This window comes from Pseudomonas sp. GW821-FHT09A09 (assembly GCF_059418405.1).
This window is the reverse complement of record NZ_JBWKPU010000002.1, coordinates 141,789-155,851: the sequence shown is the minus strand read 5'-3', so window position 1 is coordinate 155,851 and position 14,063 is coordinate 141,789. Positions and strand designations below refer to the sequence as shown.

The window sequence follows — 14,063 nt, the reverse complement described above, 5'->3', positions numbered from 1 at the left end:
TAGGTATTCTTCATGTGTGGTTTAGTAGGTTATCTGGCACAGAGCAGCGTCCCATTGGATGAGGCCGTGTTGCAACGAATGACATCAACCCTGACTCACCGTGGTCCGGACGCCGCCGGCTACTGGACGGATCGCGAAGACGGTATTGCCTTGGGGCATACAAGGCTCTCAATTCTGGACCTGTCTCCCGCGGGCAGCCAGCCTATGGTCTCTCATTGCGGTCGGTACGTTATCGCTTTCAATGGCGAGATTTATAACCATCTTGATCTTAGAGCCACACTGCAGTCGATTGATCCAGGCCTGCAGTGGAGAGGGCATGCGGATACCGAGACCCTGCTCATAGGCTTTAGTTTATGGGGGGTGGAAAAGACGCTTCAGGCAGCTGTAGGCATGTTCGCAATTGCTTTGTGGGACAGGCAGGAAAAACTGCTCACCCTGGCCAGAGATCGCACTGGTGAAAAGCCGCTCTATTACGGCTGGCAAGGCGATTTTTTTCTCTTCGGCTCCGAATTGAAAGCGCTCAAGGCACACCCTGCTTTTTGCGCGGATGTTGATCGAAACGCCTTGGTGCTGTTGTTGAGACATAATTGTGTGCCCGCGCCCCATTGTATTTATGAGGGCATGTTCAAACTGATGCCGGGCACTTACATGCAGCTTCGGGTTGATCTTCAGGGGAGAGCCGAGACTTTAGGGACCCATACTTATTGGAGCCTCAACACAGTAGTTGCGGAAGGCTTGTCAGCACCCTTTGTCGGTACTGATAGCCAAGCAGTTGATTTACTGGAATCTCGACTTTTGCAGAGCCTTGAAGGACAAATGCTGTCTGATGTTCCGTTAGGGGCCTTTCTCAGTGGGGGGGTCGACAGCAGCACTATCGTTTCTCTGATGCAGGCACAATCCGCCAGGCCCATACGCACGTTTACCATAGGTTTTGAAGAGGGCGGGTATGACGAGGCCGTGCATGCCAAAGACATTGCTCGTCACCTTGGCACGGAGCACACAGAACTCTATGTGCGTCCGGAAGATGCGTTAGCTGTTATCCCTCAGCTGCCATCCATATACTGTGAACCATTCAGTGACAGTTCACAGATTCCCACTTATTTACTCAGCAAAATGGCGCGTGAGCATGTGAAGGTCGCCCTTAGCGGTGATGGCGGTGATGAGCTGTTTGGTGGCTATAACCGCTATTTGAGCGCGCGCAAGGTATGGGGGGCCATGCAGCGTTTGCCCCGGCCTGTGCGGGCCGCGGCTTCGTCGATGTTGAAAGCAGTCCCTCCCGTCACATGGGACAAGCTGTTCAAGTTAGGCAAACCACTGATACCCAAGCGGCTGCATATCACGACCCCCGGCGACAAAGCGCATAAGCTGGCTGATGTTCTTGGGTTGGGTACTGGGGAGGAGTTCTTCTATCGATTGGCCAGTCACTGGGACGATCCTGCAGGCATAGTGTTGGGGGCATCCGAGCCAGAGACGCTTTTTACCCGATCATCTGACTGGCCTATTACTGATAGTTTTGAGCATTGGATGATGGCTATGGATGCCCAGACGTATATGGCTGACGATATTCTGGTCAAGGTGGATCGCGCGGCGATGGCCGCCAGTCTTGAAACGCGTTCCCCATTGCTCGACCACCGTGTGGTGGAGCTGGCTTGGAACATGCCATTGCACTACAAGATTCGTGCGGGTGAAGGTAAGTGGCTGCTCAAGCAGGTCCTATATCGTCATGTGCCTAAAAACATGATCGAGCGGCCAAAGCAGGGCTTTGGTATTCCCCTTGATAGTTGGCTGCGAGGGCCGCTTAGAGAATGGGCTGCTTCCTTGCTCGACTCGTCCAGACTTGAGTCTGAGGGGTATTTCAGACCTGCGCCGATTCGAAAAATGTGGGAGGAGCATTTAATGGGCGTGCGTAATTGGCAGCATCAGCTATGGACTATCCTGATGTTTCAGGCTTGGCTGGAGGAGCAGCGAGCATGAGTATTCTGGTCATCGCCAGCTACCCTGACTCTCTGGTAAATTTCCGAGGGCCATTACTGGACGCTTTGCTTGCCAAGGGGTTGGCTGTGCATGTTGCCGCCCCCGATCTGACTTCAAGTCATCCCGTGCGTTCTTTGCTGGAGCGCAAAGGTATCACCGTTCATTCAATCTCATTGAATCGCACCGGGATGAACCCCGTCTCTGATTTTTTCACTTTAATTCAGCTGTGGAAGTTGCTCAGGGCCTTACGTCCGGATTACGTATTGGCTTATACCGTTAAACCCGTTGTCTACGGTTTGATTGCAGCCCGTTTCGCCAGTAAAAAAATAATACGAATAGCGCTGATCACCGGCCTGGGTTATGCGTTCCAGAAACAGCACAGCGGCGGGCGCTTGAGCCTGATGGTCAAAACGCTTGTGCAGCGTCTCTACAGGTATTCTTTGTCTGGCGCACACGCTGTATTTTTCCAGAACCCGGATGATCAGGAATTGTTCCTGAACATGGGTATTCTCAGTGCAGAATCGAGATCTACGGTAGTTAACGGTTCTGGCGTTTGTCTGGATGATTTCACGGTTGCTCCTTTTCCTGAGCAGACACGGTTCCTGTTGATCGCCAGGTTGTTAGGTGACAAGGGGGTGCGGGAATACGCGATGGCAGCGCGGAAAATACGCATGCTTCACCCAGAGGTAGCTTTTGATCTAGTGGGTTGGATCGACGATAACCCTGATGCCATCAGTGAACAGGAGCTTCAAGGCTGGATTGCGGAAGGAACGCTGGAGTATCACGGCAAGTTGAGCGATGTCAGGCCTGTAATTGCAGCGAGTAGTGTTTACGTTCTTCCTTCCTACCGGGAGGGAACACCGCGTACTGTGCTTGAGGCTATGTCCATGGGGCGGGCAATCATTACAACAGATGCTCCTGGTTGTCGTGAAACAGTAATCGAGGGGCTCAACGGTTTTATGGTCACGGTCCAGTCGGTTGATGAGCTGGTGAGCGCAATGTCTAAGTTTGTTCAATGCCCACAACGGATTGTCAGTATGGGCGCAGCCTCGAGAAAACTTGCCGAAGACAAGTATGACGTTAATAAAGTCAATAACGTTATGCTCGCAGTGATTGGCCTGTAATTTTCATGGCTACGTCCCATTGTTCATTCGGTTGATTAAAGTGCAGGGTGTTAGAGTGCAATCATGTTAAAGCGTATATTTGATGTTATCAGTGCTGGGCTGGCAATCGTCTTGCTATCACCTGTTATCCTGGTTGTGGCCCTGCTCATACGCGGGAAGCTCGGTTCGCCGATCATTTTCCGGCAAATGCGCCCGGGATTGGCGGGTAAACCCTTCGAAATGATCAAATTCCGTACCATGAAAGACGCCGTCGGAGGCTCCGGTGCTCCTTTGCCCGACGCTGAACGGCTTGGCCCCTTTGGTCGACTTTTGCGCTCTTCAAGTCTGGATGAGTTGCCGGAGTTGTGGAACGTACTCAAAGGTGATATGAGCCTGGTGGGGCCACGACCTTTGTTGATGGAATACCTCCCGCTGTATTCCGCTAATGAGTTTCGGCGACATGAGGTTCGTCCCGGAATCACTGGTTGGGCGCAAGTAAATGGCAGGAACTCCCTCGGGTGGAAGGAAAAGTTTGAACTGGATGTTTGGTATGTTGAAAATCAAAACTTCTGGCTTGATCTGAAAATTTTGTTCCTGACAGTGAAGAAGGTTATTAAGCGAGATGGTGTAAGTGCAGAGGGTGAAGCGACAATGTCAAAATTCACGGGGGATCAGCAGTGATGCGGCTTGCCATCCTCGGTGCCGGTGGCCATGGCAAAGTGGTTGCGGACACTGCTGAGGCTTGCGGCTGGAAGGAAATAGTGTTTTTTGACGACTCATCGGCGCAGTTGACCCTTTGCGGTGTCTGGCCTGTACTGGGTGACTCCGCATGTCTGCGCAATACACTTTCTAAGTTCGACGGTGTTGTGGTAGCTATTGGCGACAACAAAACCAGGTTGAGAATCACGCTGGAGCTACAAGCGTCCGGTGCAAAAATTGCGACTATTGTTCACCCGCGGGCGAACATTAGCCGCTACGCAAAAATTGCTGCTGGCAGCGTCATATTTGCCGGTGTTTCGGTCAACGCCGGTGCGGTCGTTGGGCAAGCCGCGATACTCAATACGGGGTGCAACGTGGACCATGACTGTCGATTGGGACAGGGCTGTCATGTCAGTCCGGGTGCGAGCCTTGCGGGAGGAGTATTGCTGGGCGACCTCTGCTGGGTTGGAATAGGGGCTTCTATCCGGCAGTGCATACATATCGGGTCGGCGGTTGTGATTGGTGCTGGAGCAGCAGTAGTTGCTAACGTGATGGATGATGTCACCGTTGTCGGAGTGCCAGCCCGACCGCTCAAGTAGCACAATTTATGCCCTAACCTTTGTATCCTCAATGAGCTATATTTCATAATCGCCATTTTATCTATAGGGACTTGACAGTGCTGAATTCTCCATTTTCTCCTTGGCCGTCTTTTTCGGAGGAAGAAGCCAATGCCGTTAAAGAAGTGATTTTGTCAAACAAAGTCAATTATTGGACTGGTCAGGAATGTCGAGAGTTTGAAAAAGAGTTTGCGGCGTGGGCAGGTACTTCATATGCGGTCGCACTTGCCAACGGTACTGTTGCACTTGACCTCGCACTGCGCGCACTAGAGATTGGTCCTGGTGATGAAGTCGTGGTTACTTCCCGGACTTTTCTTGCCTCTGTTTCCAGCATTATTAATGCTGGTGCCACGCCCATATTTGCTGACGTAGATCCTGACTCACAAAATATTACTGCGCAGACAATACAGGCGGTTCTTACGGCGCGTACACGCGCAGTTATCTGTGTGCACCTTGCTGGTTGGCCCTGCGACATGGACCCCATTATGCAGTTGGCACAAACGCATCAACTCAAGATCATTGAGGATTGTGCCCAAGCTCATGGTGCTACCTATAAAGGGCGCCCGGTTGGTTCGATCGGTCATGTCGGAGCCTGGTCCTTCTGCCAGGACAAGATTATGACCACGGGCGGTGAGGGGGGCATGGTAACGACAAACGACCAGCATTTATGGTCGTTGATGTGGTCTTTCAAAGATCATGGTAAAAGTTGGAGGGCTGTTTATGAAGATTCCCACGCTCCCGGCTTTCGCTGGGTTCATGAGAGCTTTGGCACCAATTGGCGCATGCTTGAAGCTCAAGGTGTTATCGGCAGGATCCAGCTTAAGCGTATGCCAGAATGGCAGCGCCAGCGTCTGGCTTTCGCGGAGAAAATTTGGTCTTGTGCTCGAGATATAAACGCTTTACGTGTGCCTGCGCTACCAACAGAAATTTCTCACGCCGCTTATAAATGTTACGTGTTTGTTGAGCCTGCGGCCTTGGCGGACGGCTGGAGTCGCGATCGCATCATTCAAGAAATCAATGCGCTCGGCGTTCCATGTTTTTCAGGTTCTTGCTCCGAAGTCTACCTTGAGAAGGCCTTTGAAAGAACTTCATTTCGCCCGCAACAGCGTTTGTCAGTGGCCAAGGAGTTAGGTGAAACGAGTTTGATGTTTTTGGTCCATCCAACGCTCAAAGAATCCGAAGTGGCCAAGACCTGTCAGGTATTGACAGAGGTGATGGCTTTGGCTGGTCATAGGGATTTGGCGTAAAGCCAGTATTCAATAATTACAGGTTTGGTATCAGGAGCGGTATTTAGTGTTTCAGGGCTTAATGGATAGACTGCGCCTTCAATTGCTGAGTCTCACTCGCCGTCAAAAGCGGGCGTTTCAGGTTTCTGCTGACATTTTGATTGTCTGGCTGGCGTTGTGGATGTCCTTCATCGTTCGTTTGGGGGTTGGCGATTTTGCTTACCCTCTGGTATCTCACGGCTGGTTGTTCGTGATCGCCCCGATTGTGTCCATTCCATTTTTTGTGAAGTTAGGCATGTATCGCGCCGTCATGCGGTATTTTGGTAACGATGCCCTGATTGCCATTTTCAAGGCTGTCACTCTCTCTTCATTATCACTGACCGTTGTTGTTTATTTATTTGGTAGTCAGCACACAGTTGTTCCCAGATCAATAGTTTTCAACTATTGGTGGCTGAGCCTGGTTGCCATCGGTGGACTGCGCTTTGCCATGCGCCAGTATTTTATGGGCGATTGGTTCTCGTCACCCCAAAGTAATACGCTTTCCGGCGCTGACTCACGGATGACTAAGGTGGCCATCTACGGCGCGGGGGCTGCAGGTAACCAACTAGTGGCGGCCTTGCGTATTGGCAAGGCTATGCGTCCAGTGGCGTTTATCGACGATGATCGTGGTATTTGCGATCGAGTTATTTCAGGTTTGCAAGTGTATAAACCTGATCATATTCAGAGGATGCTCGACGCTACTGGTGCAGAAGAAATACTCTTGGCCATTCCCTCTTCTACTCGCGCACGACGAAAGCAGATTTTGGGTTTTCTCGAGTCATTCCCGCTTCATGTACGAAGTGTTCCTGGATTCATGGACCTCGCCAGTGGTCGCGTCAAGGTTGATGACATTCAAGAAGTCGATATTGCTGATCTACTCGGTCGCGACGCAGTGCCGGAAAACCCAGATTTACTGGCTCGTTGTATCACCGGCAAGACCGTATTGGTCAGCGGTGCTGGTGGCTCGATCGGTTCTGAACTGTGCAGGCAGATACTTTCACTCGGCCCTGTTTCGATCATTTTGTTTGATCACAGTGAGTTCAATCTCTACAGTATTTTAACCGAGTTGGAAGGGCGCGTTTCTAGAGAAGCATTGGCTGTTAAGCTGGTGCCTATATTGGGGTCGGTAAGGAATCAGGCAAAGCTACATGAGATCATGTTGGCTTGGAAAGTTAGCACGGTCTATCACGCAGCCGCTTACAAACACGTGCCGATGGTTGAGCATAATATAGCCGAAGGCATCTTAAATAATGTGGTTGGGACATTGCACACTGCTCAGGCCGCACTGCAAGCCCAGGTAGAGAACTTTGTTCTCATATCAACGGACAAAGCGGTACGACCTACCAATGTGATGGGTAGCACCAAGCGATTGGCAGAGCTCATTTTGCAGGCGCTTAGCCGTGAAGCTGAACCTGTCCTGTTTGGCGAGCAGGAGGGGGCGTGTCTCAATAAAACCCGGTTCACTATGGTTCGTTTTGGAAATGTCTTAGGCTCTTCGGGCTCTGTCATTCCTCTTTTTCATAAGCAGATCAAGATGGGTGGACCATTGACGGTCACTCATCCAAAAATCACGCGCTATTTTATGACGATTCCTGAAGCTGCACAGTTGGTTATTCAGGCGGGGTCAATGGGGCAGGGTGGCGATGTTTTTGTTTTGGATATGGGAGAGCCTGTCAGGATAATAGAGCTTGCAGAAAAAATGATTAATTTGTCAGGTTTCTCTGTTCGCTCCGAGAAGAACCCGAGCGGCGACATCTCTATTGAATGCACGGGGCTGCGCCCCGGTGAAAAGCTTTATGAAGAGTTGTTGATCGGCGACAATGTCATTTCCACTCAGCACCCAATGATCATGTGTGCCAGCGAGGATCATCTGTCTTGGGACGTTCTAAAAGGCAGGCTTGACGAACTGTTGGCTGCCGTTCAACGTGGAGATTACTCGCTCGTTCGTCAATTGCTGCGACATACCGTTACAGGCTACGTTCCGGAAAGTGATATCGTTGATTGGCTCTACCTACAGGCATCGGGACCCAATCAAGTGGACTGACCTATATTCAATTTATCGGGGGGGGGCGCGTTCGTCACTTGCAGGCGGTGGGGCATTGGAGTATTGAACGGCGATTAATGCTCCAAACATGAACCAGAAAATTCGCTGGTATAAAACTTCGTGAAACAGACTCATGATGATAAGTGTCATCAGTAGTAGCGTAACGGCTTTGTTTCTATAACCAATATTAATATTCTTCTTTAATTGCCAGCCGATACCGATCAGGGCCGCCAAGAAAATGCCGGCCCCGACAATTCCAAACTCTGTAAGTAACCACAGTAGTGTATTGTGTATGGTGACCTTGAAGCCCACTAGTTCATTGCTTTTTTCGAAGTAATATCCGAGCCCCTGCCCAAAAATAGGTTGTTTTAACCATTCCGTAATAACGCTGTTGATCAGTACCATACGGGCTGTGTCACTTGATGTGCCCGTAAAGTTTGGGGTTGCGTTCAGTAGGTTAAAGTGCTCGCTGTCGCCGCTCATAAAGCTGTGCTTGGTGAAAAGTACTACCATCACGGTGATGACGACGGTAGTTAATATACCTATTTTCCGAAGATGTTGTTTCATTTTTCGGTCTCCTACCGAGTACTTGCTGTAAGCAACAACGTGCAGAGTAGCAGTGCTAGCAGTGTCGAGTTAACGAGCTCTCTCCAGGACATGCTCTTGAGTATGCAAGCGCTAATTAATATAGTGGCGAGGGTCAGTATTCCTGATCTCGAGGCTGTGAATAGAACACCTACTATCATGATGCTCAGCGCAATTATCGGAATGTTGATGCCATGGCCGTTTCTGCCAGCCTTCCTGTAAATAGATAGGTGGGACGAGAATACTGAAATTAACGCGATCAGTTGAAACGCCAAGGCGTTACGATTGCCTGAATAACCCTGCAGTTCGCTCGAAAAGCTTTCCCATTGTATCAAGCCGCTGAAGTGCATTGCCCTGAGGGTCAGTTGCAGTACAATAATCGCACAAGCAATCGCTACCATGTGTTCTATAATGTGGCGGAATGCTTTAATTCCTAAGTTTGATACGCACAAGTATCCTGCGCTCATAAAGCCGAGCAATACAAACCAACCTGCCAGCTTGGTTACTGCCCAACTGCTAATGCCGAATGCGCTCCAGCCAATCAAGAAACTTACTAGCATTGCTGATGTGATAAGGCACAGGTATAAGTTGACTTTTTGCACGTGCCATCTTGGAAGTTTTCTTTCGCTAATGCAGTATAAGACTGTGGCTGTTAATGCCATGACGGCAAAAAGATCGGAAAGATTAATGTTGACTGATGTGTTTGCTAGCGTTATGTGTAGTTGAAAAAATATAAGTAGTGCAATCGCCATTGCAAATATCCATGCCGCAGTGTTTGGCATAGATATCCCCTGAGTAGCCTTTTGTGTTGTTGTGGGAGACGAGTCGTTCTTGTGGTTGTAACGTTCCCTCGTCAGGCCCCACGGACTTAATAGAAGCACGCTAATTATCGATAGCACGCCGCATAGTATTGATGCACTCAGTGCTTCCTTTGAGGGCACTCCAAATAGTCCGAGTGTATAGATGGCTGCCAACTCACGTGGCCCCCATCCGGCAAAGCTGATGGGTAAGCTTGCAACGAAGGACGTGATAGCCGCTGCGGACAGCAGCGAAGTCAATTCAGTGTTGGGTGCGGCAATGTAAAATATTAGGGTAAAGCTCAATATTGTTAATGATAATGTTAGTATTGTGATGGTTAATATTTCCAGTAGCTTTATTAGATTTTTTAACTCCAATGTTTTGCTGATCAGCTCTCGCTCCAGTTTGCTAGTGCTTGATATAAGTTTTAACAGAATACCTGTTGTAATGATGCAGAATATTTCAATGTATGGAATTTGCTCAATGTAGCGCTGCACTTTCGATTCTATCAAGTAGGCACTACCGATAAGGGCAAATATCGCGCTTACGCCTCCAACGGCCAAACGTTCATAAATGGCGATTAACGCATTTTCAATGCTGGTTACACCCGCGCGGCGGAGTAGAGCTTGTCTACCAATCAATTGTCCCAGCAGTGGAATGATCACCAATGATGCTAGATTTGCCGCAGCGCAGGCCCTGTAGACGACTCGCCAGGAAAGGATGTGACCGAAGTGATTGAGAATTCTCCAATAACGGAAGGTAACCATGACGATGCTGGCACCAATCAACATAATATTTAGCACTACTATCTCTAGCGGGAATCTTTTGAGGCTTTCAATTAATTCCCAAAGCGACGCGTGGTAGGCAAGTGCTCCAAGCAATATTAGGGATATTAAAGCTTTAAGCAGCTGGTGATTGTTTAAGGTTTTTTTCATTGCTATGAGCTGCCGTCATGACGTCGAGGAATAATAGGCTTGAACAGTTGAACGTATGGTAGCGCGTTTTTTAGTAATAAAATCATACGATTCCCGGTGCAAGAATATTCCCACATCAATATAGTTATATTCCTACAGCGCAATGCGTGTCTAATTATTTGTTTGGTATTTGTTTGCGCCACTCAATGATGATGTTTTGTGGTTGTTTCTTTTTATAAGCTTGCTTTGGACGGTAGGGGCTGTAATCAATCGTTGTTTGACTAAGCTATACAAACTAAGAGGGTGGCAGAGAGGGGTATATCTTGAACGTTGCTAGCTATCAATTTGACTTTTTAGGTTGTTATTTTTGGATAAAACTCCTGGCGTCAAATTGTCTGCTCAAGAGTATATACAGCGCCAGCCTCTCATCCATGAGGTTCGAAACAGTGCGGTTGCGCGGTGTGAGTTGACTGTTTGATCATTTACCGTTTTATTGTAAAAAATAGTGTAATAATTCTCGCTAGAGCGCGATTTACCAATTTATTATGATGGCCACTGCGTGAGTAGGGAGGGTCATATCTTGTACCTATGTTTTCAATATCCCTTGTGCGCTCTGAAGCTGCTCCTCGTCAAAAAATAGGCATTTTCCAGACGATCGCAGTTTTCCTTATTGAACAGGTCAATGCTCTCGGATTTGCGCTGGCACCTGCCTCTCTATTTGTGCTCTTCCCAAAGAAAGCCCCTTGGTCGTGGGGCTTTATCACAACCTCAATATTGGATTATTTGGGATTGACTTGGACGCTGGGTGACCATCTGAACTTACTATCAGCCTCTTGTTGGTGTCGCTAGGGATTAGGAAGCGTAAACTCCGACGCGAAATTCAGAATCGTTGTGGGTGAATATTGCTCTAGTGCTTGTCTGGACATAAAACCACTCAGAACTGCGCAGGTATTGATGCCGAGCGAGTGTCCTGTATTTACGTCTTTTCCGGTGTCGCCGACCATCCAGTCGGAAACAGCTATATTTGATACTTGCTTACTGATCAGAGACTCTTTCGAGTCATACTGTCCAGTCACTATGGCTTTTCTAAAATACTGCAGCAGCTTTAGCTCCTCCAGTTGAATCAAGGCTTCTCTCTCAAACTGACGTGCGGTACAGACATAGAGGTCTGCTTGCGTTGAAAGTGTTTTTAGTGTGCGCTCTATGTTGGGGAATGGTGTGTCTAGTGCAAGATAATCTGGCGTCTCTATAAGGCTCATCCATTTGTCTGTAAAGATTTCTATATTTGTATGTGTATACATCAGCTTTTTTGCAAGGATGTCTTGGTTGCTAAAGCGTGCGTGCTTCAAACTCCAGTATTCATCAAAGGTCAGCTGAGATGAACTGGCTAGCGCTTGGAATAGATTGTAGAGCCGGTATTTTGAGTCTATTAGGGTTCCGTCAAGATCAAAAAAAATCTTCATTTGATCCCCTCGAAATACTCGATTTCTGACTTCAACCCTAGTTCAAAATCTGTTTCTGTATTCAGTAGGTATTTTTTTATAAGCGTCGTATCGAAAATAAAATCTCTTGTGGTGGCGCTGGATGGTTTTTGCGTCACTTGCACGTCTCGGCCGCTGATCGATATCAGTTGATCTAGCAGGTTTTTTATTGAAACGGCATGCCCTCCCACAATGTTTATTATATCAACGCGCTCGGTAAGCTCGACGCTGGCTAGTATTGCTGAAACAACATCATCAATATAGATGAAGCTTCGTAGTTCTGATCCGTCGCCATAGAGTTCTACTTCTTCGCCAGCTAATATTCTGCCAATAGTCTTTGGCAAGAACTTTTGATACTGGTCCTCTCCTGGGCCGTACACATGACCGATTCTGAGTGTGTGACTGTTTATGGACTTTTGCTTGGCGTAGTTTGCTATGATCTGTTCGCAATAAAGTTTTGACCAGCCATAAAGCGTACTTGGGCCAGTTGCCGAGCTTTCTGATATTGGTGTCGTATTTTCGTAAACGTCCAGTGTGCTTGTAAAAATTATTTTGCTCAGTTTTTTGAAATCTATCGATAGCAGGTTGTTGGTAAACACTACGTTGCTGTTGCATTCATTAATAGCATTTGCAGTCGCTGCTGACTTGGGCGTGTAGGCGCCCGCGTGAATAATGACGTCAACGTCTTGGATACGCTCGATTTCGGCGTTGGTTAGGCCAAGGTCCTGCTGATGATTTTTAAATGTAATGCTTGTCTCATTGAGGTTGGGTGTTGCAGTCAGCGCAATAACGTTTCCGGCCCCCCATTTTTTTATAGCTGCTTTCATTAGGTTCTTGCCGATGAACCCTGATGCTCCCGTAATCAGCAGTTTCATGGGAATATAATCCCATTATCAATTTCACTGGCCGTTGTCAGTTTTGGCGGGGTGTCCATGCCTCTCAACCACATCAATTCATTTGGCAGAGGGTTGATGATTTTATTGAGGGTTGGGAACTCATTATACAGTGCAATGTCCTTGAATATTTTTGGCATGTTCAGTCCGGCTTCTGTGAAAAACTGTACTGTCGTAAAAAATCTGGAAATATTTATTTCCGTAGGGTTTGGTGTGCCAGATTTGTCGTAGGCCATATCTACGCCAAATATTCCATGGGGCTTTTTCGATACGGCTTTAACTGACTGTATAGCGATTTCTGTGGCTTCGTTGTTTTCACAGGTTACACCGACTTTCGTCACGCCAGTCACCCCGGAAATGCTTCTGTTTCCGTGTGTCCAGGCTCTGCGCTCACGTGACTGGGCTACTACAAGCTCTCCTTCGTGCCAGATAGACAGCCAAGTGATTGTGCTGGGTGTCAGCATTTGCGCAGCAACGAAATCGCCCCAGCCGTTATAGTGGTCTATCCACGATTTGGCGAGCATGAAGTCATTGGTTGGAATTGCGCCTTTTCCGCCACCGCCGATGGATGAGGCCCGTAACCATATTTTTCCATCGTCTCCAGCCAGTGTGCTGAATGCTTCCTCTAAGTCAGAGACGTTATTGATCATCTTGTTGCTTGGTACAGGAACTCCTGCAGCTTTGAACGCAAGATAGGACTTGTATTTATGGACGCAGGTATCAATAACCTCGTGGTCCGGCATAAACAAGCGTGTGCCTGTGGCCAGAATCTCATCTCTCATCAGGGATGCATGATAAATTTCCAGGTCATTCTGGAAATGTACCAAGTCGGGTTTTTCCTGATTTAAAATGTTAAGCAGCGCATTTTTGTATTCAGGTGTATTGGCGTAGGGGATATATAGTTTTTTACTGGCGTTGGATAACACTAGGTCAGAGGGTTCTGATCCCATTCCAATAATTGTTTCTTTTTTGTCATCCTGTTGCAGGGATTTGATCACACCTTCCGAGGGCGCTCCGCCAGCACCTGCTATCAATATTTTTGACATTGTGAACTCCTTTGTTCTCTAGGGCCTGTCGTCTTTGTGCCCTGGTTTGAATTTAATGTGTATTCTTCAGTTGAAAATCTTGAGTCGACTGCCTTTTAATTTTTAAAAAGGCGGGCGATCGGCTATCGCGTGCTTGTGGGTATTGACGTTTGGCTGAGTATGTTTATGTGGCCAGTGTTGGCAGCATCAAAATACCTTGTAATCTAATTGATTTTGACGCGTTGAGCTCATCATCTACGGTTAAAAAGCAGCTCAGGAGCAGCTGTTCATTTTTTGTACACCAAGGAGTTTTGCCATGATTCAACGTTTCATTCTGCCGTTTGCGATGTTTTGTGTGCTGGGCATGAGCGGGGTTGTTGTAGCAGCCGCTGAGGTTCATCCCTCCAAGCCCGAGAGGGTGGCGACTAGCTCAGGCATATCAACCAAGCTTAATCTAAACACCGCCGACGCCCCAACCCTAACCACCCAACTCACCGGTATCGGCGAAGCCAAGGCCAAGGCCATTGTCGCTCACCGTGAGGCCAATGGCCCCTTCACCTCGGTGGATGAGCTACTGGAGGTGAAGGGAATCGGCAAGTCGTTGCTGGATAAAAACCGCGACAAGCTTACCGTCAATTAACCTGCAGTAGGAGCCTGCAAGGGCC

General features: G+C 48.3%; 12 protein-coding genes. 7 read left to right on the top strand and 5 right to left on the bottom strand.

Features of this window, described 5'->3' with window-relative positions:
• Positions 1-12: 12 nt before the first annotated feature.
• The 6 genes from asnB (at position 13) to AC07OV_RS02195 (ending at position 7,702) form a co-directional block, all read left to right on the top strand.
• Positions 13-1,974, top strand: coding sequence for an asparagine synthase (glutamine-hydrolyzing) (gene asnB, locus AC07OV_RS02220; protein ID WP_495091413.1), 1,962 nt, complete (start codon positions 13-15; stop codon positions 1,972-1,974).
• Complete coding sequence (locus tag AC07OV_RS02215) at positions 1,971-3,098, top strand: glycosyltransferase family 4 protein (protein ID WP_494997848.1); 1,128 nt, start codon at positions 1,971-1,973, stop codon at positions 3,096-3,098. Before asnB ends, AC07OV_RS02215 begins: the two co-directional genes overlap by 4 nt.
• Positions 3,099-3,161: 63 nt before the next feature.
• Entirely contained in the window at positions 3,162-3,758 is a 597-nt protein-coding gene (locus tag AC07OV_RS02210) for a sugar transferase (RefSeq protein WP_034102665.1), read from the top strand.
• Complete coding sequence (locus AC07OV_RS02205; protein WP_495091412.1) at positions 3,755-4,375, top strand: acetyltransferase; 621 nt, start codon at positions 3,755-3,757, stop codon at positions 4,373-4,375. The genes AC07OV_RS02210 and AC07OV_RS02205 overlap by 4 nt, the downstream gene beginning before the upstream one ends.
• 77 nt (positions 4,376-4,452) lie before the next feature.
• Positions 4,453-5,640: a DegT/DnrJ/EryC1/StrS family aminotransferase gene (locus AC07OV_RS02200; protein WP_494997846.1), complete on the top strand. Its 1,188-nt coding sequence runs from the start codon at positions 4,453-4,455 to the stop codon at positions 5,638-5,640.
• Positions 5,641-5,701: 61 nt separating this feature from the next.
• Positions 5,702-7,702, top strand: a complete 2,001-nt coding sequence (locus AC07OV_RS02195; protein WP_495091491.1) for a polysaccharide biosynthesis protein — start codon at positions 5,702-5,704, stop codon at positions 7,700-7,702.
• Positions 7,703-7,714: 12 nt separating this feature from the next.
• On the opposite strand, the gene AC07OV_RS02190 is transcribed toward AC07OV_RS02195, so the two are convergent.
• From AC07OV_RS02190 to AC07OV_RS02170, 5 genes are all read right to left on the bottom strand, one after another.
• Positions 7,715-8,269, bottom strand: coding sequence for an O-antigen ligase family protein (locus AC07OV_RS02190; protein WP_495091411.1), 555 nt, complete (start codon positions 8,267-8,269; stop codon positions 7,715-7,717).
• Between the two features lie 11 nt (positions 8,270-8,280).
• On the bottom strand, positions 8,281-10,020 hold the full coding sequence (locus AC07OV_RS02185) for a lysylphosphatidylglycerol synthase transmembrane domain-containing protein (protein ID WP_495091410.1): 1,740 nt from the start codon (positions 10,018-10,020) through the stop codon (positions 8,281-8,283).
• Positions 10,021-10,844: 824 nt separating this feature from the next.
• A complete protein-coding gene (locus AC07OV_RS02180; RefSeq protein ID WP_494997843.1) occupies positions 10,845-11,462 on the bottom strand; it encodes an HAD family hydrolase in 618 nt (205 codons plus the stop codon).
• A complete protein-coding gene (locus AC07OV_RS02175; RefSeq protein ID WP_495091409.1) occupies positions 11,459-12,355 on the bottom strand; it encodes an NAD-dependent epimerase/dehydratase family protein in 897 nt (298 codons plus the stop codon). Before AC07OV_RS02175 ends, AC07OV_RS02180 begins: the two co-directional genes overlap by 4 nt.
• Entirely contained in the window at positions 12,352-13,419 is a 1,068-nt protein-coding gene (locus AC07OV_RS02170; RefSeq protein ID WP_494997841.1) for an ATP-grasp domain-containing protein, read from the bottom strand. Before AC07OV_RS02170 ends, AC07OV_RS02175 begins: the two co-directional genes overlap by 4 nt.
• Positions 13,420-13,714: 295 nt before the next feature.
• Here AC07OV_RS02170 and AC07OV_RS02165 point away from each other — a divergent pair, with 295 nt between their 5' ends.
• On the top strand, positions 13,715-14,038 hold the full coding sequence (locus AC07OV_RS02165) for a ComEA family DNA-binding protein (protein WP_494997840.1): 324 nt from the start codon (positions 13,715-13,717) through the stop codon (positions 14,036-14,038).
• The last annotated feature ends 25 nt before the right edge of the window (positions 14,039-14,063 follow it).